This window comes from Flavobacterium sp. PL11, from assembly GCF_035985025.1.
In the GTDB taxonomy this organism is placed as follows: Bacteria; Bacteroidota; Bacteroidia; order Flavobacteriales; family Flavobacteriaceae; genus Flavobacterium.
Genome location: NZ_JAXCIA010000039.1, coordinates 1 through 25,507, shown reverse-complemented (window position 1 = coordinate 25,507; position 25,507 = coordinate 1). Strand labels below are relative to the sequence as shown.

The following is a 25,507-nucleotide window of genomic DNA, read 5'->3' as shown; positions in this document are numbered from 1 at the left end:
ATATGCGAAACAAACCTTCGCATATACACCCAAATGTGGATAGATTGGCGAATGTTTGTTTCGCTTTATTACAATTTCAAAACTAACGTTTTTTTCTCTACAAATCATCAAAGGGACTTTTTATTTGTTGAATACTTTTGGTGCTTACATGAGTGTATATTTCAGTTGTTTTGCTGCTATTGTGTCCTAATAATTCTTGAATATATCTTAAATCGGTGCCACTTTCTAGTAAATGGGTAGCATAACTGTGACGTAACCAATGCAATGTAACTGGCTTTTGGATCTTTACTTTTGAAATTGCTTGTTTTAGGATTAGTTGCAAACTTCTGGCATCATACTGATTACCTATAATTTGTCCTTCAAACAAAAAGGTTTTTGGTTTGTATAGGATGTAATAGTCTCGCAACATGTTAAGTATTTTCGGACTTAATGGAACTATTCTGTCTTTTTTTCCTTTTGAGTTTTTTAGCAAAATGATATTTCTTTTAGAATCGATGTTTAATGGTTTTAAGGCTAATAACTCGCCACATCTTAATCCACAACTGTACATTAGGCATAACATCATTTTGTGTTTTATGTTGCTATGTGCTTCTAATATTAATTTTACCTCTTCTTTACTTAGAACATTAGGTAAAACTTTGGAACGCTTTGGTCGGTGAATTTTGTCAACCATCATTTTGGTTTCGCGAATGGTTTGGAAAAACAATTTAATAGCGTTAACGATTTGATTTTGATACGAAGCTGAAAGATTATTTTTTAAAATGTGTTCATTGTTATACACAATTACATCTTCATTAGTAATGTCGGCAATTGGCTTTTCTCTGTAAAATACCATAAAGGATTTTAAAGCTTCGCTGTAGGTCACAACCGTGCTTTGGCTATACCGTTTGGAACGCAACCATTGTTTGAATTTTTCGATTTGTTCAACTCCTTCGGATGAGGGAAGACTATTGGATTGTGGCGCTATTTTAAATCGGATTCGGTTTTCTATGGTGTCGGGTAGATGCCAAACCATTTTTTGGGCACTCCATCTTGCATCGTCAAATTCTTTTATCCGCTGGATTAGTCTGTCGTTTTTTTCAAATTGTATTGCAATTCTGTTTTCGTTATTGTGTTTTATCAATTTGGCCGTCCAGATCATAATGAATTGATTTAGTGGCTTAAAGATAATTATATTTTGTCTTGAAAGACTTTTTGAAATCAGAAAATTCTAGGTATACTAGTTCGTCTTTGAATATATTGTAAAAGGTTGTTTGTTTTTTGTATGGTTGAGCGCAGTCGAAACCCTTTTTAAAAGCCCTATATAATCTTGACTAAAAGCTTGTCCTGCGTGCAGACGAAGGGCTCGATTTGACAAGAAACAAAACAGTAAATTTAAAACACAATTTGCATTATTAGGAATGCTTTTGCGTAAAGGATAGTAGTGAAAATCCTTTTTTATTTATGAAGCGATAGCGCAATAAAAAAAAAGATTGTAGCGAATAGCCTGACCCCGCTGAAACGGTAGTGAAAGCGGGGATACGCCATAATGAATTTAGATTGTAGATTTAAGATTTTAGTATCAAGTAGTAGGGTTGTAGTATTAAGAATTAAGAGCTTAGACTTAAGATTTAGGAATTTATAGATTATGAGCCTAGTTAATCATCAACAATCGGCCATGTTTACGGCTATTGCAAGTCCGCCTTCTGAGGTTTCTTTGTATTTATTATTCATGTCTTTAGCGGTTTGCCACATCGTATCTATTACTTTATCAAGTGGAACTTTAGCGTTTTTAGGATCGGTTTCTAGCGCTAATTCGGCAGCATTGATGGCCTTTATCGCTCCCATGGTGTTTCGTTCAATACAGGGAATTTGAACTAAACCACCTATAGGGTCGCAGGTTAAACCTAAGTGATGCTCCATAGCGATTTCGGCCGCCATTAGAACTTGCGCTGGAGTTCCACCCATGAGTTCGCATAAGGCAGCAGCAGCCATTGCTGACGACACACCTATTTCGGCCTGACATCCGCCCATTGCTGCTGAAATGGTTGAACCTTTCTTGAAAATACTACCTATTTCTCCGGCTACTAATAGGAATTGTTTGATTTCTTTAAGTCCTGCATTGTGATTTTCAATCACTAGATAATACATTAAAACGGATGGAATCACACCCGCACTTCCATTAGTAGGAGCGGTTACTACTCGGCCTAAAGCGGCATTGACTTCATTGACTGCAAGGGCAAAACAGGACACCCATTTAAGGATTTGGCGGAATTTCACTTCTGTTTTTCTAATTTCCTCAAGCCAAGTTTGTGGCGAGTTGTAATTAGCTAAGCCAATCAGGTTTTGGTGCATGTCAAAAGCGCGGCGACGCACATTTAATCCGCCAGGAAGAATCCCTTCCGAATGGCATCCTATGTACATACACTCAAGCATAGTATTCCAAATACGCGTTAGCTCATGATCAATATTGGCTTGCGTGCGCATTGATTTTTCGTTTTCAAAAACGATTTCTGAGATGGATTTATTCTCGTGAACACAGTAATCTAATAATTCCGCGGCCTTGTCAATAGGATAAGGAAAAGCGCATTTTATTTGGATTTTTTCTTTGGCATTTGCCCGCTCTTCTTTGATTACAAATCCGCCGCCTATAGAATAAAAGGTAGATTCGTAACTACTATTATCAAGCATAAAGGCTGTAAATGTCAATCCGTTAGCATGATAACTAAGGAAATTTCTATTGAAAACAATGTCTTGAAGAAAGTGAAACGCAATGGTCTTTTCGTTTCCTAAATTGATTTCATTTTTAGATTGTATCGACTTTATAATTTTATCAATGTTTTCAATAGGAATATACTCTGGATCTTGACCACTAAGTCCTAACATAACAGCCAGATCTGTAGCATGTCCTTTACCTGTTAAGGAAAGCGAGCCGTATAGATCTATTTGAACTCTATTTATCGTTTCAAGCAAGTTTTGATTTCTTAATTCTTCGAGAAAACGTTCAGCGGCTCTCCAAGGGCCAAGTGTATGCGAACTCGAAGGTCCGACACCTATTTTTAGCATATCAAAAACTGAAATACATTCTTCCATCTTTTAAGTACTTTTTGTTATGGGCAAATATAGTAGAATGTTATTAGGATATGAATGATATGATAGAGATTATTATTTGATCTATAATTTTTATGCTTAAATTTTACTATTCTGCAATAATCAATGGTTTGCTATTATTTATTGTTGCGAAAATAATTTAATATTGATCTTTTTAATCTCTTGTACACCATTGGTTTTAATGCTATTTTTACAGCATAACTAACCTCATAATAAAATGAAAAAAACATTTCTCTCTTTATGCCTAATTTTTTCTTTGGCCATTATCGGCAACGCACAGGTGCAAAGTCCTGCAGAGTTCTTGCCTAGCTATGGAAAGCAAATATCGCACTACCATCAGGTTGAAAACTATTTTAAGTATTTAACAGAAAAATCCAATTATATCAAACACCAAAAATATGGAGTAACGCCGGAGCAAAGGGATTTGAATGTTTTCTTTGTATCGAGCCCAGAGAATTTGGCTAATTTAGAGCAAATAAGAAATAATAATTTGGCCGCCATTGGATTATCCAAAAACGGAAATCAAACTATTGGCGACAAGGTCATTGTGTGGTTGAGTTTTAATGTTCATGGCAATGAAATTGCTGGTACCGAAAGTGCCATGACTGTGGCCTACGAATTAGTAAACCCTAAAAATGCCGAAACCAAAAAATGGTTAGAAAACACTGTTGTAATTCTAGATCCTTGTCTCAATCCGGATGGTTATTCGAGATATGGAAACTGGCTACGAGAAATTTCAGGTAAAAAGACACATCCTGAATTATCTGATAGAGAACACATGGAAGTGTGGCCTGGTGGACGATTCAATCATAATATTTTTGATTTAAATAGAGATTGGGCTTGGCAAACACAGCCAGAAAGTCAGCAACGTGTTGCATTATACAATGAGTGGATGCCGCAAGTGCATACTGATGTGCATGAACAAGGTTATGATTCGCCTTATTTTTTCCCGCCATCAGCAGAACCTATTCATGAATATATTGAAAAGTATCAAAGGGATTTTCATAGTGTTTTAGGCACTAATATTTCGAAAAAATTTGACGCTCAAAAATGGTTGTATAATACTAGCGAGCGTTTTGATTTGTTTTATCCAAGTTATGGCGATACCTATCCTGCATACAATGGAGCGGTAGGAATGACAATAGAACAGGGAGGAATAGGAGCGGGTAGAGCGGTCTCATTAAGTAATGGCGGTACTTTGACTATACAAGATAGAATTGATCATCATGCCACCGCTGTACTTACTGTGGTAGAATCAGCAGCTGCTCAGGCTGATGTTTTACTAAAAGGTTTTAGAGGATTTATGAATAATTCTCGAAAAACGGTAAAAGGAAATTATAAAATGTATGTTCTAAAAAATAATCCAAAATTGATTCAATTAGCGGAATTATTAAAGAAGAACAAAATAGAATTTAGTTACGCCGATGCTACTATTAAAGCAACTGGTTTTAATTATAGCACCAAATTAGACAAGAGTTTTTCGATTGAGCCAAATGACTTAATTGTAAAAGTAGATCAACCAAAAGCAGTTTTTACACAGGTGCTTTTTGAACCTAATCAAAAACTAAATGATAGTTTATCTTATGATATTACGGCTTGGGCGCTGCCTCTAGCTTATGGTGTAGAAGGATATGCGTTAAAAAATAGTTTAGCATTTAGTACTAAAGCGGCTATTACAATTCAAGAAAAAAGTGTTCCTCAAAATGTGTATGCGTTTCATATCCCATGGAATAATAGAATATCAGCTCAGGTTTTATCAACATTGCATCAAAATAATATAAAGGTAAGATCAGCGATGAAGAAAGCCATTTTTGGCGATGTCATAGTGGAAGCAGGTGGGTTAATGGTGACCAAAGCTGATAATCCTAAAGTGATCGATTTTGAAAAAACGATCGCTGAGATGATAAAAATTAAAGCTGATTATAATTACATAACCACGGGTTACTCTGTTAACGCTAGAGATGCAGGAGGAGAAAATTTTAATTTATTAAAGGCGCCAAAAGTAGTGTTGCTTTCGGGAAAAGGGGTGAGTTCAACTGAGTTTGGAGCGACTTGGTTTTATTTGCAAGAAACAGTTGGTCATCCGGTGAGTGTAGTGGAGGTGAACAATTTTAATAGAATTAAACTAAACAGTTATAATACATTGATTCTTGCTGATGGCGACTATGAGTTTTCTGAAGATCAACATAAAAAGATTAGCGCATGGATTAAAGATGGTGGAAAAGTAATTGCTATAAATGGTGCCCTTTCGGTTTTTGATGGTAAAGAAGGATATGCTTTAACACCATTTGCCTCTGATGAAGAGAAATTAGCGGCCGAAAAAGAATCGGAAGCAGTGGTTTTAAAAGAGCGCTTTTTAGATTTTGAAGGAATTGAAAGAAGAGAAATCTCAAAATCGATTCCTGGCGCGGTGGTTGAAAATACTTTAAATAAATCACATCCGATGTCGTTTGGGTTAGGCGATAACTATTTTAGTTTAAAGACTGATAGTAAAAAATATTCTCTATTAAAAGAGGCTGTAAATATTGCTTATGTTCCAAAAAATTATAAAAGTTATGGATTTATAGGCAATGATGTCAAAAAGAAAATGGAGAATACCATGAGTTTTGCAGTTGAAAGTAAAGGAAACGGTTCTGTTATTTATATGGTCGATAATCCTTTATTTAGAGGGTTTTGGGAAAATGGAATTCTGCTTTTTAGCAATGCATTGTTTTTAGTGAATTAGATTTTAAATATAGTTATAAAAAAAGAGCACTTGGAGTGCTCTTTTTTTATGCCTTTCCAAAATAATTTGGAAGTGGGTAGCCCTTTTTATTTTCTTCCGAAAAGCTTGCTGATCGCAAAAATAACAATGGCGATTATAGCAACCACCATAAAAATACCTACACCGATTCCAGCTTTAAATATACCTTCGATTACTGAACAGCTTGAAAATGAAATTAATACTATAAAAAGCATTAAAAGTCGAGTTAAATGTTTTTGCATGATTATTTAGTTTTAGTTCGATTATAAAATTACTTTAATAGCGTTTAGATCATCTTACATAATTTTTATCGATTATTATGAAATTCGAACGCAATTATTTTAGCGTGTTAATTTTAATTTTTAGGTGTATTTAGCAACTATTTATTTAAAGAATAGATCAGTTACAGTAGAATAATTTCCTATAATAGTAGCTATTTTAAATTAGTATAAAAGTGGTAAGAAAGTTGTAATGCCACGATCTTTATGTGGAAATTTATTTTCTAATTTCGCAAATTAGAATAGCGCTATTTTTATTTGTCTTATTTTAATTATAAATTCATAAATTGAAATTCCTATATTTGCGAGACCAAAGAATAAAAATTATTATGAGTCAAAAAGTGTTACTTACTGCAAAAGAAGTTACTATCATATTACATCGTTTGGCTTGTCAAATAATCGAAAAACACGCTGATTTTTCGGATACTATTTTAGTTGGAATTCAACCTCGCGGCGTTTATTTAGCTGAACGTATAAAACAAATTTTAGAAAATGTATATCTCACTCCTGAAATTAAATTAGGTTATTTAGATATTACTTTTTTTAGAGATGATTTTCGTAGAACGGATAAACCATTAGAGGCTAATAAAACCAAAATTAATTTTATCGTAGAAAATAAAAAAGTGATTTTTATCGATGATGTTTTGTTTACTGGGCGAAGCATAAGATCAGCCTTGACGGCTATTCAATCTTTTGGAAGACCATCAGAAATTGAGCTATTAGTATTAATTGATAGACGTTTTAGTCGCAATTTACCCATACAACCTGATTATCGTGGCAGACAAGTAGATGCTATCAATAATGAAAAAGTAAAAGTAAGTTGGATTGAAAATGATGGGCAAGATGGAGTGTATCTTATTACAAGCTAAAAGCTAGAAAACGGTACATATTACAAACTAACAATTGGAAACAAAAATGAAAGAATTAAGCGTAAATCATTTATTAGGTATAAAATATATTAATAGAAACGATATTGACTTAATATTTGAAACAGCCGATCATTTTAAAGAAGTCATTAATAGACCCATAAAAAAAGTACCGTCATTACGAGATATTACCATTGCTAATATTTTTTTTGAAAATAGCACCAGAACAAAATTATCTTTTGAATTAGCTCAAAAACGATTATCCGCTGATGTAATTAGTTTTTCGGCAGCGCAATCCTCTGTCAAAAAAGGGGAAACATTGATCGATACGGTCAATAATATCCTGTCAATGAAAGTAGATATGGTAGTTATGCGCCATGCTAATCCAGGAGCAGCTTATTTTTTGTCTAAAAATGTCAAGGCTAGTATTGTAAATGCTGGCGATGGCGCTCATGAACATCCTACACAAGCGCTCTTAGACAGTTATTCTATAAGAGAAAAATTAGGGGAAGTAGCTGGAAAAAAAGTAGTTATTGTGGGTGATGTTTTGCATTCTAGAGTTGCTTTGTCTAATATTTATGCGTTGCAATTGCAAGGCGCTGAAGTGAAAGTGTGTGGACCTAAAACACTTATTCCAAGATATATTGAATCGCTGGGAGTAACGGTAGAATCTAATTTAAGAAAAGCATTAGAATGGTGCGATGTCGCTAATATGTTACGGGTACAAAATGAACGTATGGATGTGAATTACTTTCCCTCAACAAGAGAGTACGCACAACAATATGGTGTAGATAAACCACTACTAGATTCCTTAAGTAAAGAAATTATAATCATGCATCCTGGACCTATAAACAGAGGCGTTGAAATAACAAGTGAGGTAGCCGATTCAAAGCAATCAGTAATCTTAAATCAGGTTGAAAACGGAGTTGCTATTAGGATGGCTGTTATTTACTTATTAGCTTCAAAGATTCAATAAATCAAAGAAAAAATTGTAGATTAGCTATTCTAGTGATTTAAATGATTCACTGTAATCTCGTAAATATAGAAAAATGGAAATCGATCAAAATAACCAAACGATGATTCTTAAAGATGTAAAAGGTGATGTAACTTCTTTTTTGATGAAAGTGACTCATGAATACAAAACTTTTAAAAATCATAATTTAATTATGGATCTTTTAGATCATAATGATCTGACAATGGATGATATTAAATCCTTTTTATATTTATCTAAAAAGCATAAAAAAGTAAAGAAATCTTTTGTTATAGTTGCAGCTAATATCGATTATAATGATACACCTAAAAAATTGACAGTTGTTCCTACCCTTGTAGAGGCAAATGATATTATTGATATGGAAGAAATTGAGAGAGATTTAGGTATTTAAACATATTACATTAAATACTTTGTTAACATAAAATTCAAAAATTGAAATTAACAATATTAGGTTGCTATGCAGCTACACCGCGAACGTTTACTAATCCGACTTCGCAACTTTTAGAAATTAAAAATAAATATTTTTTAATCGACTGTGGCGAAGGAACCCAAGTAGCACTGCGTAAAAATAAAATTAAGTTCTTTAAAATTAATCATATTTTTATTTCTCATCTACACGGTGATCATTTTTTTGGTTTGATAGGGCTAATCTCTACATTCTCATTACTTAAGAGAACCACTGATTTACATATTTATGGTCCAAAAGGGATTAAAGAAATAATTGTTTTGCAATTAAGGCTTTCTAAATCTTGGACAAATTATGAACTGTTTTTTCATGAACTAGAATCCGATTCAACCGAAATTATTTTTGAGAATAAAACGGTAAGCGTTTCCACCATTCCATTAAAACATCGTGTGTACACAAATGGTTTTTTATTCCAAGAGAAATTAGGAGCTCGTAAACTTAATGTAGCAGCAGTAGAGGCTTATCAAATAAATTCTTGCTATTTTCAAAATATTAAAAATGGCAAAGATATTGTCCTAGAGGATAATCGTGTAATTCCAAATCATGAATTGACTTTTGACCCAATTGCAGCTAAAAGTTATGCTTTTTGTTCGGATACTGTTTATGACGAAGCTATCATTCCACTTATAGAAAATGTGGATGTTTTGTATCACGAATCTACTTTTTTACAAACAGAAGAAGCTCTTGCCAAACTAACATTACATTCAACGGCGGTTGAAGCGGCCACCATAGCGCTAAAAGCAAATGCAAAGCAACTAATTTTAGGACATTATTCTACTCGATATGAAAACATTAGCTTGTTTCAAGAGGAAGCGAAAACTGTTTTTCCAGAAAGTTATTTAGCGGATGATGGAAAAATATTTGAACTATAAATTCCTATTTTAATTAATACCTAGAAGTTCTATCCAAATTTAAAATTTGCACAACTTCCAATTTATCCTATAACAACATTTAAATATAAAATTATGAATGATTTAAGCAATTACAGAAAATCTTACGATAAAAGTGAATTATTAGAATCTACCATTCCTGAAGATCCAATTAATCTTTTTAATAAATGGTTTCATGAAGTGGAGGATTATGGCGGAGTTAGCGAAGTTAATGCTATGACTGTAGCTACAATAGGATTAGATGGTTTTCCTAAATCCAGAGTAGTATTACTGAAAAAGTTTACCGAAGAAGGTTTTATTTTTTACACCAATTACAATTCAGAAAAAGGAAAAGCAATTGCTGCAAACCCAAATGTATGTTTATCATTTTTTTGGCATAATATGGAAAGGCAAGTGATTGTAAAAGGAACGGCTAACAAAATTGAAGCAGCTATTTCCGATAATTATTTTGACAGTAGACCTGATGGAAGTAAGCTAGGAGCAATCGTTTCTAATCAGAGTGAAATTATCCCGTCGAGGGCCTTTTTAGAAAATAAATTGACAAAACTTGAAAAACAATATGAAGGTTCAGCAATTCCAAGACCAGCATATTGGGGAGGATTTATGGTAAGTCCGTTAGAGGTAGAGTTTTGGCAGGGAAGACCTAATAGATTACATGATAGAATAAAATATACAGTTCAAGAAGATTTTTCTTGGAAAATAGATAGACTTTCTCCATAATAATTAAGAAAAGGCCTATAAGTAAAAATATATGATGTAGTTCATCGATTTTTTTTGGTAGTTTAACGATAAAATAATTATGTTTGATCTAATAATCAAGACATAAGAAATCTTTATTAAAGTTTTTTGCCCCACAATCTACTTTATTAAACTTAAACTACTAAATTATGAGATTAGGATTAGTTAGCGCTTTTATGCTAGTTGCATTAATGTGCACCATGCAATCATGTACTAAAGATGATTCCAATACTGAAGTAGTTCAAATAAAAGATTCGAAAATTGTAGAATATTCATATAACTCAATTGAGTTACAAACTATGGAATTGATTAACGTTCATAGAGTCAGTTTAGGCTTAAATCGCTTAGAAATAATTAATCATATATCTCATAAATCAGAAGAACATGATAATTATATGATTGCAAATAATGTAGTCAACCATAATGATTTCATGGCTCGTTCCGAAAATATAAAAAAAATATTGGGTGCTAAAACAGTAGGTGAAAATATAGCTTATAATTTCAACACTCCAGAATTAGTTCTGAAAGCCTGGCTAGCCAGTCCTGGACACAAAGTTAATATTGAAGGTAATTTTACACATTTTGGCTTAGCGATCAGAGAAGATCCAGTGAATAAGAAAAAATATTTTACCAACATATTTGCAAAAATTTAAGTTTAGTTTTTTTTTTGGTTAAAAGGCTGTCTTCCCCCCGAAGGACAGCCTTTTATATTTAATGATCATTTTGTAATATTTATCAAATTTATGTTTCATAGAAAGGAGCACTTTAATTTTTTGATAATAAGATATAGCTACACTATAATAGCACAAATTTATATTAAAAAAAAAGGGCTTGGAGGTATGCGAAAATGTCCTCAAATCCTATTTTTTATCATCTTTAACGGAGTCGAAAACTTACCAGTTCAGATGCATCGATTAAAGCTTTTTTTGAGCTGTTTGAAAGGTTCATCGTGAAAAAATGGCACCATAAGTCATTGTTATAACTTAAAAGTAAACTAAGTCGCAAAAATTATATAATGACTACTTTATAATTATAAAGCAGTAATAATAAATTCGCTTCTTCTGTTTAGTTGATGTTCTTCCTCGGTGCATTTTACATTATTGGTACACTTATTAACTAATTGTGTTTCACCATAGCCTTTTCCAGTAAGTCTGTTTTTATTGACTCCATTTTTTACCAACCATTCGATGGTTGATTTAGCTCTTCTGTCAGATAATGCTTTATTATAAGCATGCGTTTGTCTACTGTCAGTGTGAGATCTAATGTCCAATTTCATTGTTGGATTCGAAATAAGAACATCTAATATTTTTTCTAAATCAATTGCGGCTTCTTTTCTAATATTCGACTTATCCAGATTAAAATAAATCATTTTAATATTAAAACATTTACCTAAATCATCACCTACAGTTACAACACATTTAGCATTTTCTAATGTAATAGGAAGATAAGTACGACCATTTTCATCAGCTACAATAACCTTTTTTTCGGTAGCTGTATATTCTTCTTTTTGTACTCTCACATAATACTCCTTGCCACAATTAACTTTAAAAGTATAATTTCCTTGATCATCTGAGGTAGTGGTGCTGATTTCCTTATATTGTTTATCAAGTAATGTTAATTTAGCATTAGGAATATTTTTGCCAGTATTAAAATCAGTGATTTCACCATATAGAACTTGCTCACAAACAATTTTTCTTGTCTCTAAAAATTTATAGACATCATCATAACCCATTCCTCCATCTCTATTTGAAGTAAAAAAACCTCTTCTAGAATTGGTATCAATTAAGTAAGCAAAGTCATCTTGAGGTGAATTTATATCTGAACCTAAATTTTGAATATTTTTAAAGAAACCGTCAGATTCAGCGGTTGCTACAAAAACGTCCAAACCTCCTACACCAGGATGACCATCGCTTGCAAAATACAATTCGTTATCGTCGCTTATAAAAGGAAAAGTTTCTCGCCCTTCAGTATTAATAGTATTTCCTAAATTTTCAGGTACTCCATAAGTTCCATCACCATTTATTTTTACCTTAAATAAATCTGAATTTCCTAAAGTTCCAGGCATATCAGATGCAAAATAAAGTGTATTCCCATCATGACTTACAGTAGGATGAGCTGTACTATAGTTATCATTATTAAATGGAAGTTCAGTTATGTCATTCCAGTCACCATTTACTAATGTTGCTCGATAAATTTTTATTAAGGTAATTTTATCACCATCTTTTCCTTTTTTACCATCTAAATAATTGTTCCTAGTGAAATATATCGTTTGTCCATCTTTTGAAAATGTGGGTGTGGATTCATTAAATTTAGAATTTATATTTGAATTGAATTTTTTAGGTTCGTATGGAGTCATATTTTGAGCTAATGTAGCCGAATATAAATTGGTAAAATATTGATTAGTCCATTTATGCTTTCTTTGGCTTAAACCTCCTGTATCTCTCGCTGTCGCGAATATGATTTGGTCTTTGTACAATGCTGATCCATAGTCTGAATAGATCGAATTTATACCTGCATCTTCAATTTTATAACGTCCAGAATTAGCTTTAATAGCATCTAGATAATTTACATTTTTAATAAAAAGTTTCGCACGGCTATCATTTGCTTCTTTGTTAGCGATAATTATTAATATGTCATTAGCTTTTTTATTATCTCCAATTGCTCTTAACGAGTGAGCATATCTAAAATAATATTCAGATTCTAAAGTAGCGCTGTTCATTTCAAATAATTGCGTGTACCATTTTGCAGCGTTTTCCAAATCTGCATTAAAATAATAAGAGTTTGCTAATTTCTTATAAATATCCTCTGATTTATAACCTTTATTAGCTATTTTCTCATACGTCTTTATAGCGTCAATATAGGCCAAATTATCATATTGATTGTTAGCATTATAAATCTTTGCTTGCTGGGAATAAGCAGCAATGGATAAAGTAAGCATTAATGCGGTATACAAGATAATGTTTTTCATAATGAGTGATTTTTAGAAGAAACGTGGCGTTGATATTTTGTCATTATTTTTAAATATTTCATATCGTAAAAATATTTCATGTGAGCCAGAATTATAATTTTTTAATCTGGTGGTTTCACGGTCATATCCATAGCCAATATACATACCATCAGAAACTTGAAAACCAACCATGGCGCTTAAAGCGGCACTCCATCTATAAGCAACTCCAACTGTGAATTTTTCATAGAACATCATGTTACCGGAAACATCTACTTGTAGTGGTGCACCTTGTACTAATTTAGAAAGAGCAGCAGGCTTAAATTTTACATCATCACTCAAGTCAAAAACGTAACCCGCCATTAAATAATAGTTTATTTTATCTTTAAAAATTCGACGCTCATTGTCATCATATCGATTGGATTCAATAAAATTTGGAATGGAGAATCCTACATACGCTTTATCGGAATGAAGATATAAACCAGCGCCAATATTAGGGGAAAAATCGTTATTAATGTTTTGCATTGAGGGATCTATAGGGAAGGGATCTACCGGATTTGCCTTAGTAATATCTAAATTGAATAGATTAGCAGAGGCTTTCATACCAAAAGAAAGCTTGTAATTACCAGATCCAACAATAGTATAAGATAAATCAGCAGAAATAGTATTTTCATTTATTAATCCAATGCGATCATTCACAAATGAAATTCCTAATCCTAAATTACTATTATTTAAAGGAGTATGTATAGAAGCTACATTAGTAACAGGAGCACCATCTAGTCCCACCCATTGTGTCCTATGCATTCCAAAAATGCTCATTGCTCCTCTAGATCCTGCATACGCTGGATTTATACTGATTGTATTATACATATACTGCGTATATTGTGCATCTTGCTGCGCATTGCCTATATAAGCTGTTAAGATTACAATGATTAAAAATATTTTTGTTCTCATAGTATTTTTTATTGTGATTAAATTCTCATTATTAAATTCTGTAGTGCAATTAGAACTTTGAATTTACTAATGCAACTGCGTCTTAATTTTGTTTTATTTAATCCTGAGATACTCAGTACCTCAGGATTTTTTAGACTTAAATTATCTTGTTAAATATAAAAAGCCATCTTCTTTATTAGTTTGAATATCACCATTTAGATCTACCGATGTATAATTCAATATATAAAAGTAAGTACCAGTTGGTAGTCCAGAAGATTGACTAACCGTTGTTCGACCTCGTGAAATACCTTCGAAATTATTGCTTTGATTATTGTAATTTTTTGTTTCAAAAACTAAAACTCCCCAGCGATTATAAATTTCTACCGTATTTTCAGGGTAACAAGCAGTGTTACCGATGTTGTCAATAATAAAAACATCATTAATTGCATCACCATTTGGTGAGAAAGCATTATGAACTACTATATCTCCACAACCTAAGACTAATGACTTTTCAACTTCAGCAGTATCTGTATCACTAACTATTTTATTATCAATAGTCACTCCTTTTGCACTTGCCGTATTGACCACTGTGTTATTTACTAAATCAGCTTTTGTAATAGTATAATTTTCATTAAATGTTATACTCATACTTGGTGCAAGACTTGGAATAGCTGTATTTAAAGTAGTTAATGGATCAGTTACGATAATATTATAGAGTGTTACATTTCCTGTATTTTTAACTTCAATAGTATAACTTATTATATCTCCCACTAAACTATAATTGGTTGTGGTAGCTCTTTTTACCACTTCTATTTTCGGAGTTTGAGTCAATAGAGTGATCGTACAATCCAAGCAATCAGGTTTAGGTGTACAATTTGTACAAGGGACTGTGCTAGTTGATGTAGCAGTAACTTTATCTTTAACTGGTGTTGTTCCTGTTACAGTAGCAATATTATAAACTGCTCCTTTATCGATATCAGCTTGTGTGATAGTATATACAGCTGTAAAAGCAGTAGAATTAGATACACCTTTTTCTAATGTTATTGGATTTCCTAAAAGTATTAACCCTGGCAGTAAATCAGTAACAGTAACATTAGTTAAAGTGACATTACCCGTGTTAGTTACAGTAAATTTATAATTTATTTTATCGCCTACATTTGTTAAGCCATCTTTGTTATCATCATTGTAGACACCATCTTTTGTAATAACTATACTGCCTAACTGTTTTAATGGAACTACAGTAGGCGTATCGTTATTTATTTCAGTTCCTGAAACATCACTAACACTTTTTTCATCTGGGTCTAGTGCAGTAACTATCGCTGTATTAGTCACTATTCCAGCATCAACATCAGCTTGCGTTATGATATATGTGCCTGTAATACTAGAACTTGATTGACCTGCATCTAACAAAACAATTGGATTTCCATTAATTTGCAATCCTCTCATGGTATCTTTTACAATAATATTTCTAAGAGTTGTATTACCAGTATTTGTAACTATGAAAAAATAATTGATAACATCGCCCACAACACCTGTACCTTGTATTGAAGCCACTTTCACTAAGGCTATACCTGATTCAGTTATGGTATAAGAATAATTACCAACACAACCATTAGTATCAGTGATGGTTACGGTATAAAGTCCTGTCGCTAAATTTATTACATCTTTGGTTGTTGCACCATTTGACCATAAATATCTATATGGAGCTGTACCACCTGTAACCGTTTGTGTTATTGAACCAGTATTGCAATTGATGCAATTATTGTTATTTGTAATGTTTGCGGTAGCGGTTACAGCACTTACAGGTTGATTTATTACTACAACCAATTCATCTGATTTACATCCATTAGCGCTAGTAACAATTAATTTATAGGATCCAGCTACTAGTTTATCTAAATTCTTGGTAGTTGAATAAATACTATCATTTTTTGTCCATAAATAAGAATATGGCCCTTGACCTACCGTAACATTTATATTTATAGCCCCGTTGTTGCCACCAAAACACAAAATATTAGTTTTGGATTCAAGTGAAAGTAAAGGCGCTATAGCATCCATTGTCGTAGTAACACTAGCCTGAGCAGTACAACCATTAGCGTTTTTAGCAGTTACTGTAAATGTTCCAGCAGTTGTGACAGTGATTGAAGCCGTTGTTTCACCTGTTGACCATAAATAACTCGTTCCACCGCTTGCGGTTAATACTGTATTTTGAGTGTTACAATTTAATGTCAAACCATTAGTATTTGCAATTGCAACTACGGGAAGATTATTTATTGTCAATACAAAAGGAGTTCGTGTTAAACTCGAGCAAGTACCATTAGACGCTTGAGCATAATATGTAATCGTACCAATACCTTGTAACGTTGGAGAGGTGACAAGCGTTCCATTAACTTGATCTGTATACCAAGTGATTTGGTCTCCAGTGGCTGTAGCTGTTAAGGTCTGCGTTGGTGATCCATCACTGCAAACTGTTTGATTGATTGCTATTGGTGCTTGTGGAATTTCAATAACAGTAATAATGCCTTTAGCCATTATTTCGCCGCATCCACCAATTAAAGGGATTGAATAATTATAGGTACCTGCAGTGGTTGGAACACCACTAATAGTAATAGTATTTGATTCAAATAATGCTATTACTCCATTAGGTAAACCCATGGCGCTACCAATTGCAGTTGCTCCAGTAGTGCTGTGTGTTATGTTTAAAAGTTGAGTGTTGACACAAAGAACTGGAGAAGATGATGCAACTCCAACTGTATTATTGTTAATTAAAGTAATTACACCTTCTATTGTAGCCGATATGCATGATCCAGCATTGCCGACGGTAGAGATAGTATATGTACCAGATTCTGTGGGTATACCACTTATCGTAACTGTTTTCCCAACATTGTTGATTGTTGATATTAAACCGGTAGGTAAATTGGAAACCACTACTGATGTAGCACTACCGCTAAATGTATAGATATTATTTATAATTGTTGAAGCTGCGCAAATGGACTGATTTTGAGAACCACTTGTTAACACGATAGTTGAAGGTATATTTAAAGTTGCTGCAACCGCAATCCTTGATGTTGATGTACATCCATTCTCTGTTGCATCAACATAATAAGTAGTAGTAATTGAAATATTTGGTGTCGTAAAACTATTTCCTGTTCCTAATGAAGTTCCTCCTTGTGCATTTGCATACCAATTAATTACTCCCGCAGAAGCAATTGCTTTAAGTTCAACAATACCAGAACCACATCTCTCATTTGGTTGAGTACTTATTATAGTTGGAATTGTATTTATAACCGCAGTGACTGCAGTTCTCTCTGATGTACAACCATTTGCAGTTACTTGAACATAATAAATTTTATCTGAAGATAGAGCGGGTGTTGTATAATTACCACCGGTTGATAAAACTTCCCCGCCAGTTGCTACATCATACCAACTAATCGTTCCTCCAGATACTGAAGCTGATAACGTCACTGAGCCTGAACCGCAACTTGCTCCTGCAGTTGTAGATAAAATGGTAGGAATTGCATTGATTACAAAATTTGCAGCTGATCTACAACCAGTCCCGCCTACGCATTCCGCGTAATAAGTTATTGTACCAGGTGTATCCGTATTTAATAGACCTGAATTTAAAACTAATACTGGATTAAATGATGCGCCAGTAAATATTGGTATTCCACCTGTGGCTTGTGTGTACCAATTCACATCAGTTGTACAACCTACTGCTTTTAAAGTTCCCGTGCCACCAGCACAAATTGAAACAGAGGTAGTAGTAGGTGCATCTTGAACAAAATTTAATACAATATTTGATGTTGGAAATGATATGCATCCAAACGAATTAGTAGACGTTAATTGATAAACTCCTGCTGCTAATCCCTCAAATATTCCAGTTGAATTATTTATTGCTGATGTAGATGGAGTAATTCCAATTAATGAATAAACACTTCCATCGCCAGCAATGGTATTTATTACTTTAATTGTACCAGTTAGTATAGCACAACTTGGCTGAATAACCTCAAATAATGGGGCAAAAGGCAAAGCTGAAATTGCAATATCATCCGTATTGTTAGTTGATGGTAAACCATTAAAATTCATCCCTGGTACAGAGGTTGAACTATCACTTTCATAGGTGCTATTGACCATACCAAAAGAGTTTGCGTATGGTGTGATTTTTCTAAATGGATTTAAGATTGTTCTTGTCGGATCAAGGTATAAAACTTGAGCTTGAACGCTTTTAAGACCTGTTATTAGTGCAGAAGTTATTTTTCCTTTTAAAGTTATAGTTACAACTCCGTTTAAAGGGATATTGAATCCGCCAAATAATGGATTTGCGGGAGTATTTGTATAACTCAAAGTTCCAGAAGGTCCTGTAGCTCCAGTAGTATAGCTTGCTGAGGCAGATAAAAATTCAATACCAACTGGAAAAAGGAAGTCGAGTGCTACAGCAGATGCACTACCATTACCTGTATTTTTTATTTCAATTTCATAGACTACTTCACCATCAATTATATTGCATAAAGATTTAGTTAATGACACTACATTAGTTTCAAGAACTGGAAAGCAATTTGAATTAATTTGCAAATCAATAGGCAGATCGCTAGTGATAAACGCCGCAATATAGCCATTGGTGCCATCAATAGCTCCATGAGTGATGGTATCTACTCCGCCATCATTAGTATTACCTGCTAAACCTTTTGTAACATTGGAGATGATAGTTGCACCAACTGTATTATATCTAATGATACCGCCGCCGCCGCCGCCGCCCGGACCATGCTCATTTAAAGCATCTCTTTCAGTATTTCCTCCATTTCCGCCGTTAGCATAAATTGTAATAACGGCATTACTATTTCCGGGTGCATTTAACAAAACGCTACCTCCAGCTCCTCCGCCTCCAGCTCCATCAGGGCTGGTTCCAAAAATACCAGCAGCACCATTTCCACCATTTGCTTTTATAAATCCAGTTCCTGTTATATTACCTGCATTTATTATAATAATAGCGCCACCAACTCCTCCTTTTACTCCATTTAAAGCATTATTAGCATCACCAGCACCGCCACCGCCGCCCATAACAATTGTGTTTAATAATGGATTAGTGGTCAAGAAAGATTTAAATCCAGGTCTTCCCGCGCCGGTCAAAGGACTGATATCTCCTTCACCTCGCTGCCAGCCTTTGCCACCTAAACCTCCATAACCTCCATTTCCGCCACCACCGCCACCTGCGTTGTGATCATTACCGCCGCCACCAGCATTACCTGGCGCGCCGCGTCCGGCCGAACCTCCTGGCATACCTTCAACTAAGTTATCGACTTGATTATAACCATCCCACATAAATCTAGGTGTTCCAGCAATACCTTCGCCTTTTCCAGATACTTCAAAATTAGAAGCATCACCAAGATAAGTAATTGAATTATTTAAAAGCGATTCAGCCACAGGGCTAAATCCTCCTCTAAATCCTCTGGCGCTTCCATCAATTGTTTTTCCATTAAAATCAAAAGTACCAGAAACATTAAATGCTATAACTCCTCCTACAACTCCGTTGAATGGAGGAGTGGTAATATTAGTGGCTAAAACTAAATTAGAGTATTGCGGTAATCTAACAATTTGGAAAGTTCTTTTACCACGCGTTGTTGTAGGCATAGCATTAAAAAAATTATTTTTAACTCCACCTCCTGGACCTGTGCCTTTAAATGTTAGATTTCCACCTGTCAGTGGTACACTATTAGTGGCAATAACATATTCAAATATTCCTGTGTTGCCAATATTTGTAAATCCAGTACCACCTTTCTGATCTGAAAAAGAATTGAAAATCCCCGATCCATAAAGTGATGAATCATTATAATTTATTTCAGCATCTTGCATTTGTATTATAAGTACTAAATCTCCGGCTGAAATTGGGACAGTACCAAAATCGTTACCATAAGCATCTACAAGTGGTACAGCCCCAAGTTGTATGGCTTGAGCTCCTACATTAAGAGTAGGCTCACCCAGTAAAATGGGATAATACGTGTTTATAGCTTGTGAAATATTTACTGGTCCATCCACTCCAGGTGTTCCACATACTTGCGCGTTCACTTTATGAAAACTTACTAAAAAGAGTAAATTTATGATTAGCACATAAAGTAATTTTAAATTTATGGTTTGAAAGTAAATATTCTTCATAATATATATTTTTAATAATTTTTTATTCTTAACTGCTTGTATTTTATGTGTTATTGATATGCTCAAATTTTAATTTATTAATTGATCAGTAAAAAAAATATTGATTAGTGCAATGCTTATGGTTTTGAAATTGTAAAATCTTTTATTTAATATTATTAATAGTATTACCTATAAATTATGTTGATTGTAGCGGTCATATTTTTTCTTTTTTTAAAAAAAATTTAGGCGAAGTGCCTATAGATTTTATCAATAAATTTGATTTATAATTATGCAGTGATTTTATAAGTGAATCTATTATTGAAATAGCGGTACTGTAATTTAATAATGCAAACATTTTTACTTTTATAAATTTTGATAAATTAAAAGAATCATAATTATTACTAAGAAATATGATAATTTTTTTACTTTTTATAAATCTTATAGCGGTTTGATTACTTACTATGCTTTCATTTTTTGTGGAAAGAAATTTGTTTGCTAATGCATTATAAATGCTAACAATCTTTGTAATAATTTGAGAGAATAGGAGGGAGCTAAACTTTTTTTTATAATTATTATTATAAAATAAAAAATTTCTAATAAGTAGTGTATTGTTAGTTACCAAAACCAGTTTATAGATGGAATAAGGATTTTTCCCATTAGCTATCAAGGAGACTTTTTGCGTATTTCGATTTATTGTCCGTAGGTAAACAAAGTGATTTTGGATACTAGTTAACATATTTCCTTGATTAAGTATTTACTATAGATTCTGGGCTAGAACTAATAATAAATCGAAATTATTAAATAATACAATTGTGTGTTTGTATTTTCTATGAACTACTTAGATACTCGTTTAAGTACTCATTTTAGGCTCTAATACTTTAAATTATCTTTACGTTTTGAATAAATAATAATTGAAGAAATCAGAAGATTTGTTATTATTATAGAAGCTTTTTATACAATAACAGAAAGGTCAAAGTGCGCGTGCTATTTAATTTTTTGGTTAATTATTTGTAATTTTTACCACTTTAAACAATATCAATTAAATGGCGTAAAAAAAACATATAACGCAAGCATCTAAAAAATTGAAGTTTATAAACTGATTTATAAAATTATAAAAACATGAAAATAAAAATGTTTACCTATCAAAAAATAATTTTCAATTGATATAAATAGGCACATAATTAGACCAAATTCTTTCAACTACTATTTTATTGGGTTATAATGAGAAATTAAAAAATGAAAATTTACCATGAGTAGCGCATGGAATAATGTAGCTTTTACTTAAAATTCTTTTGCTTATGGATACTTCTGCAGTTAAAAGCAAGGTGCTAAAACGTTGGACTAAAATGCTAAAGGGTATGCTATGAAATTGTACCTAAAATGCAATATTTATAAATAAAAAATAGTACAGTATATTTTTAGTGAGATTTTTAGCTGTAATAGCTACAACATTAAACCAAACTAAATTAAAAAAAAACCCTTTGAATATTTACTAAAAAAAATGTTACTACAATAATTTTTCCATAACGATAAATTCCAGTGGTTGCTCAGAAATTGAAATATGTATACCATCAGCTGGGAAAGATTCTCTTAATCCTGTGTCTCGATAACCATTTCTTTTATACCAAGATATAAGCTCACTTCTAACAGAAATTACGGTCATAACAATTTTAGATAATCCTCTTTCTGTGGAAAATACCTCAGCGTGTTGTAACAACTTTTTACCAATACCGCTGTTTTGTAAATCTGGAGATACCGTTAACATTCCCAAGTAAAGTTGTTCTTGTTTTTCAATTAATAAAACACAACCTATCAAAGCATTACTCTCAATAAATTTCAATATTGTATTTTTCTCAGATGAAATAATACCTTTTAATTCTTGCTCTGTTGTTCGGAGTCCTTCTAACAAATATGCTTCTGTAGTCCATCCTTTTTTTGATGATTCTCCGCGGTAAGCTGAATTGATTAATTTATTTAATGAGCTACTATCTTTTTCGGTTGCTATTGTAATCATTGAGATAAAATTGGTTATTATATTAGCAACAAATGTAAATAAATATTGTCAAAATCTATTTATTTCTTCTGTAGCTATATTAAAGTATTTCTGATAATATGATATTAAAACTGATTTTTAAATTTTTTATAAAATGGAAAATTTGTATTAACGTTATAAAAATCAGTTATTTATAAATTTATATTAAATAATATTATAATTATATAACGTATTTGTAACGTATTTTAGCTTGTTTTTTAGTAATTTGGCTTCATAAAATTCCGAAGTTAAATTAGATTCTTATGAAATATAGAGTGTCAACTTTGTCAGCAGATCTCACCGATTTCCCGCCGACAATGAATAATTCTACCGTTTTAGCTAAAATTCCGTTTAGACATACCGTTAAATTAATTGAGAAAACTGAATCAAATTGGTGGAAAGTAAAACTTTTGCATACCGATAAGGAAGGATTTATAAGTGCTAATGATTTAGAAATTTTTGACTTTAGTTTATTAAAAAATTCTGATATTGAGATTCCTAATTTTGAACCGAGTGTATTATCTACTTTAGATTCTAAAATAGAAACTTATAAGCCGATAGGTGATCCCATAATACCATTTAGAGATTTGAGTAGCGTTGAGTCCAAACTAGCATCAATAAAGAAAATAATTGATATTTTAGATGTTTCAAATAGTTTCAGATATCAAAAAGATGAGTCTGATACCTATTGTAACATTTACACTTTTGATTTTTGTTATTTTAATAGGGTTTATATCCCCAGGTTAAGATGGACTGATAAAGCACTCATCGCATTAGAAATAGGAGAAGAAGTTCCACTGGTTTTTGATGATACCGTTAGGCCATTTTATTCTAATTATCTTTATGACTGGTTTATTACATCTTCGCCTGATTTTGGATGGCAACGTATTGATGACGTAGATACGTTACAAAGAAAAATAAACGATAATGGTGGCATAGGTATAATTTCAGCCAAACGATTTATAATTGATAAATCAGGTCATATAGTGGTGGTGGTTCCAGAGACGGATAATCACCAAGCTTTTCGTGAAAATGGAAAAGTGATTTACCCATTACAATCACAGGCAGGATATGACAATTATAACTATTTTGCCGAAGAGCGAAAAGATTGGTGGGCAAATCAAGATCCTGAAAAAGGATATTCGTCAGCCATTTTCTATTACCACGATTAACATATATTTTATTTTTATAAAAAAAAGACTTTTTGAAGGAATTTAGATCCTTCAAAAAGTCTTTTTTTATTAAGCGTATTTAGTTTACAAAATGTCTTTCTTAATTAGTAACGAACTACAAAATCCGTTTTCATAATACGTGTCATGGAAAGTTAGGTAGATCTGGTTGTAAATTTCAATGGGATCATCTGACTCGATTTCGATATGTAAAATCTTTTCTAAAATCAATATAAAGTCTTGTGGTACCACAGTTTCTTTACCGTGAATAATTGATTCAAAGGTAAAATTGTTCCACTCTAAATTACAAATAGGATTGTCAACTTCAATCATTAAAGCATGATCCATGATGAAAATTAAAAATTGCAAAACTTCCTTTAAATATTTTTCTTCAAAATAATCAAACATTCTAAACTCAATTCCGTGATTTTTATGTTTGTGAAAATTAATATCCAAACCTATTTTATCAATCTGTTCGTAATCGGATATGGCTGAATATCGATTCACCCACCACATCGGATTATCATGCATTGGATGTGCTGTAAAATCCATCTGTACAATTTTTCCGGTCTTCATCACATCAGTATCATACGTACCCACACCAATATATCTTGACATAGCACAACGCTGCGAAGCCTTTGTCAAATTTACACTAGCATCTTGATGTGATAAATATTCAGACGATCCAAATTTAATCATAAACAATGGACTCAACCATTGAAATAACCGAATCGTACGTTGATGTTTTTGTATAAAATCTATTTTATCTTTAATTTCTCCCTTAGTGTTTAACTCTGTTGGAATAGTTAAATTAAAATGATAGGTCATATTATTAAAAACAGAATAATGATTATTATTAGATACAAATATCGCAAAAGGATGATTCTCAGAGCAAATTTTTATTGTTCCAAATTCTGCAAATATTTCCTCTTCTTTCATTGCTTTTTGCAAGTTGGAGGTAAACTCATTCTTAATTTTAGCTAATTCACCAATAACGGAATCAACATCTTTCTTATAAAAATCTTGTGTCACAAACTCTATAGTATCTCCATCAAAAATAAATTTCTTTTGAAGTTGATTCACAAAATAGCTATTGTTTCTCTGTATTTTATCAAAAATGCTTTCACCAGAATAACTCGGATTAGGTACTTTATCAATGGCATCTAGCGTTTCATGCTCATTATTGACATCTGTTTTAGTGAAAGAATGCGAATTCATCAAAACGGGAATGTAATAATCTTGATCCGTTAATGTTTTTTGTAACGAATTTTGGAATACATTTTCCTTATAATTTTTAAAATGGTTGACGCTGTACTTTTCAGGCAGTCCCTTTGTCAATAAAAATTGCTTGTCCACCTTACGAGGTTTGTCAAACTCCAAATAACATTCATTTTCGATACCAACTCCCCAATAAAAATCATTGGATTTATATTGATTGATATACTCTTTGTGTTTGTCTAATAATTCAATTTCAAAACTAACATCATTCATGCTATGATTCGTCATACAATTTTTTCTCCTTTTTTAATAAATTAAGTTGATATGGGAAGCTACTTTATCAGGTAGTTTGTCTAAAAATAAAAAGGCAATCTCTGAATTTCAGTTGATTAGAATTCAAAAATATATTTATATTTAAAGATTTGTTTTTTTTTGTGAGATAAATTGGATTTTTAAATCATTCGAGAAATGTAAAAAACAACTTATTTAGTTTTGCAAAAGTAGTCATAATTTACCTTTAAATCAATGCCGTAAAACAAAATATATTCTTTAAAAACAATGCGAGAATTATTGCTAATAGTTTATTTGTATTTCAACATTTACAGTAAACTTTTGTAGCTTAAATATTTGATCATTCTTGATTGTTATTTGTGTTTTAAGAAGCACACGATCTTGGTTTTTCATTATATGCCGTCTTGCTATTCGCTATATCTTTATGCTTGAACGCCAAGCATAAAGGATGTCGCTACTATCAAGGCTAAATAACACAATTTTTCTATCCGAAGAACCATTGTAAACAAAAATAGGAACTGAAATGATAAGATATTTAATTTTTATTTTACAAAAGTAAAATCCTCATTACACATTTTCTTTTTGTAGAAAATTATACTGAGGATTTTGCATTTTTATTTTTAAACTTTTAGAAAATAATTGGTTCTTCGCTTAAATTAGTGGATTATTAAAAACTTAGCTAATTTTGGGGTATGGAATTAGATGGATTAGGAGTTTTGCTAGGAGTTAAAT

General features: G+C 32.4%; 16 protein-coding genes. 8 read left to right on the top strand and 8 right to left on the bottom strand.

Annotated elements, in window-relative coordinates; genetic code table 11:
- Nucleotides 1-97 precede the first annotated feature (97 nt).
- Together RCH18_RS14730 and RCH18_RS14725 are read right to left on the bottom strand one after the other, a co-directional pair.
- Nucleotides 98-1,141 carry a tyrosine-type recombinase/integrase gene (locus tag RCH18_RS14730; RefSeq protein WP_326937534.1) on the bottom strand — a complete coding sequence of 348 codons (1,044 nt, stop codon included), beginning with the start codon at nt 1,139-1,141 and terminating at the stop codon, nt 98-100.
- Between the two features lie 503 nt (nt 1,142-1,644).
- Nucleotides 1,645-3,072, bottom strand: coding sequence for an L-serine ammonia-lyase (locus RCH18_RS14725; protein ID WP_326937533.1), 1,428 nt, complete (start codon nt 3,070-3,072; stop codon nt 1,645-1,647).
- Between the two features lie 235 nt (nt 3,073-3,307).
- Between RCH18_RS14725 and RCH18_RS14720 the strand changes: the two genes are divergently transcribed.
- A complete protein-coding gene (locus tag RCH18_RS14720; protein ID WP_326937532.1) occupies nt 3,308-5,815 on the top strand; it encodes a M14 family zinc carboxypeptidase in 2,508 nt (835 codons plus the stop codon).
- An 86-nt stretch (nt 5,816-5,901) separates the two neighbouring features.
- Here RCH18_RS14720 and RCH18_RS14715 read toward each other — a convergent pair whose 3' ends face one another.
- Complete coding sequence (locus RCH18_RS14715) at nt 5,902-6,075, bottom strand: hypothetical protein (protein WP_326937530.1); 174 nt, start codon at nt 6,073-6,075, stop codon at nt 5,902-5,904.
- A 365-nt stretch (nt 6,076-6,440) separates the two neighbouring features.
- On the opposite strand from RCH18_RS14715, the gene pyrR reads away from it, so the two are divergent.
- The 6 genes from pyrR to RCH18_RS14685 all read left to right on the top strand — a co-directional run bounded on the left by pyrR (nt 6,441) and on the right by RCH18_RS14685 (nt 10,715).
- Nucleotides 6,441-6,980, top strand: a complete 540-nt coding sequence (gene pyrR / locus RCH18_RS14710) for a bifunctional pyr operon transcriptional regulator/uracil phosphoribosyltransferase PyrR (RefSeq protein ID WP_326937529.1) — start codon at nt 6,441-6,443, stop codon at nt 6,978-6,980.
- A gap of 46 nt (nt 6,981-7,026) precedes the next feature.
- Nucleotides 7,027-7,953, top strand: coding sequence for an aspartate carbamoyltransferase catalytic subunit (locus tag RCH18_RS14705; protein ID WP_326937528.1), 927 nt, complete (start codon nt 7,027-7,029; stop codon nt 7,951-7,953).
- A 73-nt stretch (nt 7,954-8,026) separates the two neighbouring features.
- Entirely contained in the window at nt 8,027-8,359 is a 333-nt protein-coding gene (locus RCH18_RS14700; RefSeq protein ID WP_326937527.1) for a ribonuclease Z, read from the top strand.
- Nucleotides 8,360-8,400: 41 nt separating this feature from the next.
- Nucleotides 8,401-9,306: a ribonuclease Z gene (locus RCH18_RS14695; protein ID WP_326937526.1), complete on the top strand. Its 906-nt coding sequence runs from the start codon at nt 8,401-8,403 to the stop codon at nt 9,304-9,306.
- Between the two features lie 93 nt (nt 9,307-9,399).
- Complete coding sequence (gene pdxH, locus RCH18_RS14690; protein ID WP_326937525.1) at nt 9,400-10,044, top strand: pyridoxamine 5'-phosphate oxidase; 645 nt, start codon at nt 9,400-9,402, stop codon at nt 10,042-10,044.
- A gap of 167 nt (nt 10,045-10,211) precedes the next feature.
- A complete protein-coding gene (locus RCH18_RS14685; protein WP_326937524.1) occupies nt 10,212-10,715 on the top strand; it encodes a CAP domain-containing protein in 504 nt (167 codons plus the stop codon).
- Between the two features lie 377 nt (nt 10,716-11,092).
- On the opposite strand, the gene RCH18_RS14680 is transcribed toward RCH18_RS14685, so the two are convergent.
- The 4 genes from RCH18_RS14680 to RCH18_RS14665 all read right to left on the bottom strand — a co-directional run bounded on the left by RCH18_RS14680 (nt 11,093) and on the right by RCH18_RS14665 (nt 22,079).
- Nucleotides 11,093-13,030, bottom strand: a complete 1,938-nt coding sequence (locus tag RCH18_RS14680; RefSeq protein WP_326937523.1) for an OmpA family protein — start codon at nt 13,028-13,030, stop codon at nt 11,093-11,095.
- Nucleotides 13,031-13,042: 12 nt separating this feature from the next.
- Nucleotides 13,043-13,960, bottom strand: a complete 918-nt coding sequence (locus tag RCH18_RS14675) for a PorP/SprF family type IX secretion system membrane protein (protein WP_326937522.1) — start codon at nt 13,958-13,960, stop codon at nt 13,043-13,045.
- Between the two features lie 141 nt (nt 13,961-14,101).
- Nucleotides 14,102-20,086 carry a DUF7507 domain-containing protein gene (locus tag RCH18_RS14670; protein ID WP_326937521.1) on the bottom strand — a complete coding sequence of 1,995 codons (5,985 nt, stop codon included), beginning with the start codon at nt 20,084-20,086 and terminating at the stop codon, nt 14,102-14,104.
- 1,486 nt (nt 20,087-21,572) lie between these two features.
- Nucleotides 21,573-22,079, bottom strand: a complete 507-nt coding sequence (locus RCH18_RS14665) for a GNAT family N-acetyltransferase (protein ID WP_326937520.1) — start codon at nt 22,077-22,079, stop codon at nt 21,573-21,575.
- A gap of 281 nt (nt 22,080-22,360) precedes the next feature.
- Between RCH18_RS14665 and RCH18_RS14660 the strand changes: the two genes are divergently transcribed.
- Complete coding sequence (locus tag RCH18_RS14660; RefSeq protein ID WP_326937519.1) at nt 22,361-23,269, top strand: SH3 domain-containing protein; 909 nt, start codon at nt 22,361-22,363, stop codon at nt 23,267-23,269.
- Between the two features lie 84 nt (nt 23,270-23,353).
- Here the strand turns inward: RCH18_RS14660 and RCH18_RS14655 are convergent, their stop codons facing one another.
- Nucleotides 23,354-24,772 (bottom strand): hypothetical protein, encoded by a 1,419-nt coding sequence (locus RCH18_RS14655; protein WP_326937518.1) that lies wholly within the window; start codon nt 24,770-24,772, stop codon nt 23,354-23,356.
- Nucleotides 24,773-25,507 lie beyond the last annotated feature (735 nt).